Source organism: Gordonibacter pamelaeae 7-10-1-b (assembly GCF_000210055.1).
Lineage (GTDB): Bacteria > Actinomycetota > Coriobacteriia > Coriobacteriales > Eggerthellaceae > Gordonibacter > Gordonibacter pamelaeae.
This window is the reverse complement of record NC_021021.1, coordinates 189900-192277: the sequence shown is the minus strand read 5'-3', so window position 1 is coordinate 192277 and position 2378 is coordinate 189900. Positions and strand designations below refer to the sequence as shown.

Here is a 2378-nt window from a genome sequence, read left to right as displayed (position 1 = left end):
GTGGAGCTTTCCCTGGGCGGCGGCGAGGCCCAGAACATCATGAAGCTGGCGAGCGCGGCGGCCGAGCGCGACCTCACGGAGTTCTTCGCGCGCTGGGGCCTTTCGCCCAACGAGGACACGGCGGCCTATATGGCCCAGTTCGAGCCCGAGACGCGCGCCGTCTGCTACGCGAGCGACGATGCACGTGCCTGGGCCCGCGCGAACAAGGACGCGGCCGACGTTGCCGGCAAAGACGTGGTCGAGGCCTCGGCCTCCGCGAACGGCAGCAAGGTGACGCTCGCGCTCGGCACGGACGCGACCGTCGGCGAGAGCGTGCTCGGCTACGAGATCGCGCGCATCACGCTGGCCGACGGCAAGGCCCAGCGCGAGGTGGTGGGCTTCTCAACCGAGGGCTCCTACACCGACGACGCCTCGGCGCTCGGCAACCGCACCGTGTCCTACGAGGTGACGGCCGTGGACAAGTTCCTGAACCGCTCCGCGGCGAAGGCGCTCGAGCCCCTCAAGCTCTCGGGCGACGGCCAGCACGCGAAGGACGGCTGGACGGTGGCCACGAACATGGCCTCCGACCAAGACGTCGTGCCGCCCGCGACCGATGACGACCCCGACGCGCCGGCGCCCGTGCCCGCCTCGGGCCGCATGGTGGACGACGATCCCGCCACCGTGTTCACCGGAACGTCCGCGGACGCCGATCCGGTCATGACCATCGACCTGGGCAAGCCCACGCCCGTGACCGCGCTGCGCTACACGCTGCAGGGCGCGGCGGAGGGTGCGCCGCTCGGCGCGTACCGCATCGAGGCGAGCCTGGACGGCGAGGAGTTCGCCACCCTCAAGGAGGGCAGGCTTGCGCTCGGCGCCGACGGCACGGCCACGCTCTACTTCGACAACGGCGAGGACCCGTGGGTCTGCACCTACGACGCGCGCTACCTGCGCATCACGGCGGTAGGCCAGGCAAACCACCCGCTCTCGGTGGGCGAGGTCGACGTGTTCGGCCCCTCCGGCGACAACGTGGAGCTGACGGAGGCCGACGGCATTCCCGCCATCGGCGTGCTCAAGAGCGACTTCGAGTACCAACCGGCCATGGACGGCCAGGCGGCGCGGTCCACCCCGAAGGGATCCGTCGTGTTCACCGGCTCGTACAAGGGCAACCCCGCCTACAACGTGGTGATGCTCTACGACGAGGCCGGCAACGTGGTGGGCGGCACGGACGCCGACGGCAACCTGGTTGCCAGCCAGATCATCCTGGCCCCCGATCCGGGCGATGCGCTTCTGGGCGAGACGTCCGAGGGCCGCTGGGTGTACTGGATCGAGCCCGGCCAGCTGGCGGGCGCGAAGCTGCCCGCCCAGGTGCGTGCCGAGCTCTACCGCGTGGACGACGCGCTTACGAACGTCGGGCAGCGCCTGACGAGCGACTCGCTGTTCGCGGGCGTGCCCGAGAAGCTGCCCGAGATCGAGCTGCGCAGCGGCGCCTCCGCCGCGGCGAACGACTAGCCCGCACCGAGAGAAACGGTTGAGAAATGGCTGAAACGATGAAGAAGATGGCAGCGGCCGCCCTTGCGGCGTGCGCGCTCTGCCTTGCGCTGGTGCCGGGCATCGCCTGGGCGGCGGTCGATCCCGAGGCGGTTGTCGAGGGGGCGGGGGACGGCGCGGCCGTTTCCCTCAAGCTGCCCGACGGCCCTCGCGACGATGTGCGCACCCTGCGGCTCGGTTTGACGGTGACGGCTGCCGACCTCGAAGGGGTGCAGGTGGACTTCGCGTTCGACGGCTCGCTGGACGGCGTGGCGGTCAAGGAGGCGCGCTATCGGCACGAGGGCGGTGTCGGCCATCTGAACCTGTATCTGGCCGGCAACAAGAACCTGTACGAGAACGACGTCCTGAAGCTCGGCACCGTGAAGTTGACGGGGGCCGACGGCACGACGGTTGGGATCGGCGCGGGCGAGCTGGGCGTGGTGAGCGCCGCGCACGACGCATCCGAGCCCACCCTGTTCTCGACGGGGCCGGTCACGGTCGAGATCGGCGCTGCCACCCCGAACCCGCCCGATCCCCCTGCGGGCGGCGGGGAGGAAGAAGGCGGCGACGCGGGCGGCGATGAAGGGGGCTCTGGTTCCGGTTCCGGCTCCGGCTCCGGTACGGGCGGGGGCGCGGGCGACGGCTCCGGGAGCGGTGGCGCGGATGCCGATGCGAACAGGAGCCCGGGGGCTCCCTCCGGCACCGAGCAGCCGCTCATGGCCACGGGCGACGGTCTTGCCGTTCCGCTTGCCGTATGCGGCGCCGTTGCGCTTGCCGCAGTTGCGGCGGCAGCTTGCAGCCTCGCCAGGAGGCCGCGCTAGGCAGAGGGCCTCTGCCGGTGGGCGCCGGCACCCTTGCGCGTCCGGTTCTTG

Annotated in this window: 2 protein-coding genes; both read left to right on the top strand. The window is 71.4% G+C overall.

From position 1 onward, the window contains the following. On the top strand, positions 1 to 1488 hold a 1488-nt coding region (locus GPA_RS00875), incomplete at its 5' end, for a discoidin domain-containing protein (protein ID WP_041238709.1). A 26-nt stretch (positions 1489 to 1514) separates the two neighbouring features. Then, on the top strand, positions 1515 to 2327 hold the full coding sequence (locus tag GPA_RS19705; protein WP_181813804.1) for a hypothetical protein: 813 nt from the start codon (positions 1515 to 1517) through the stop codon (positions 2325 to 2327). Positions 2328 to 2378 lie beyond the last annotated feature (51 nt).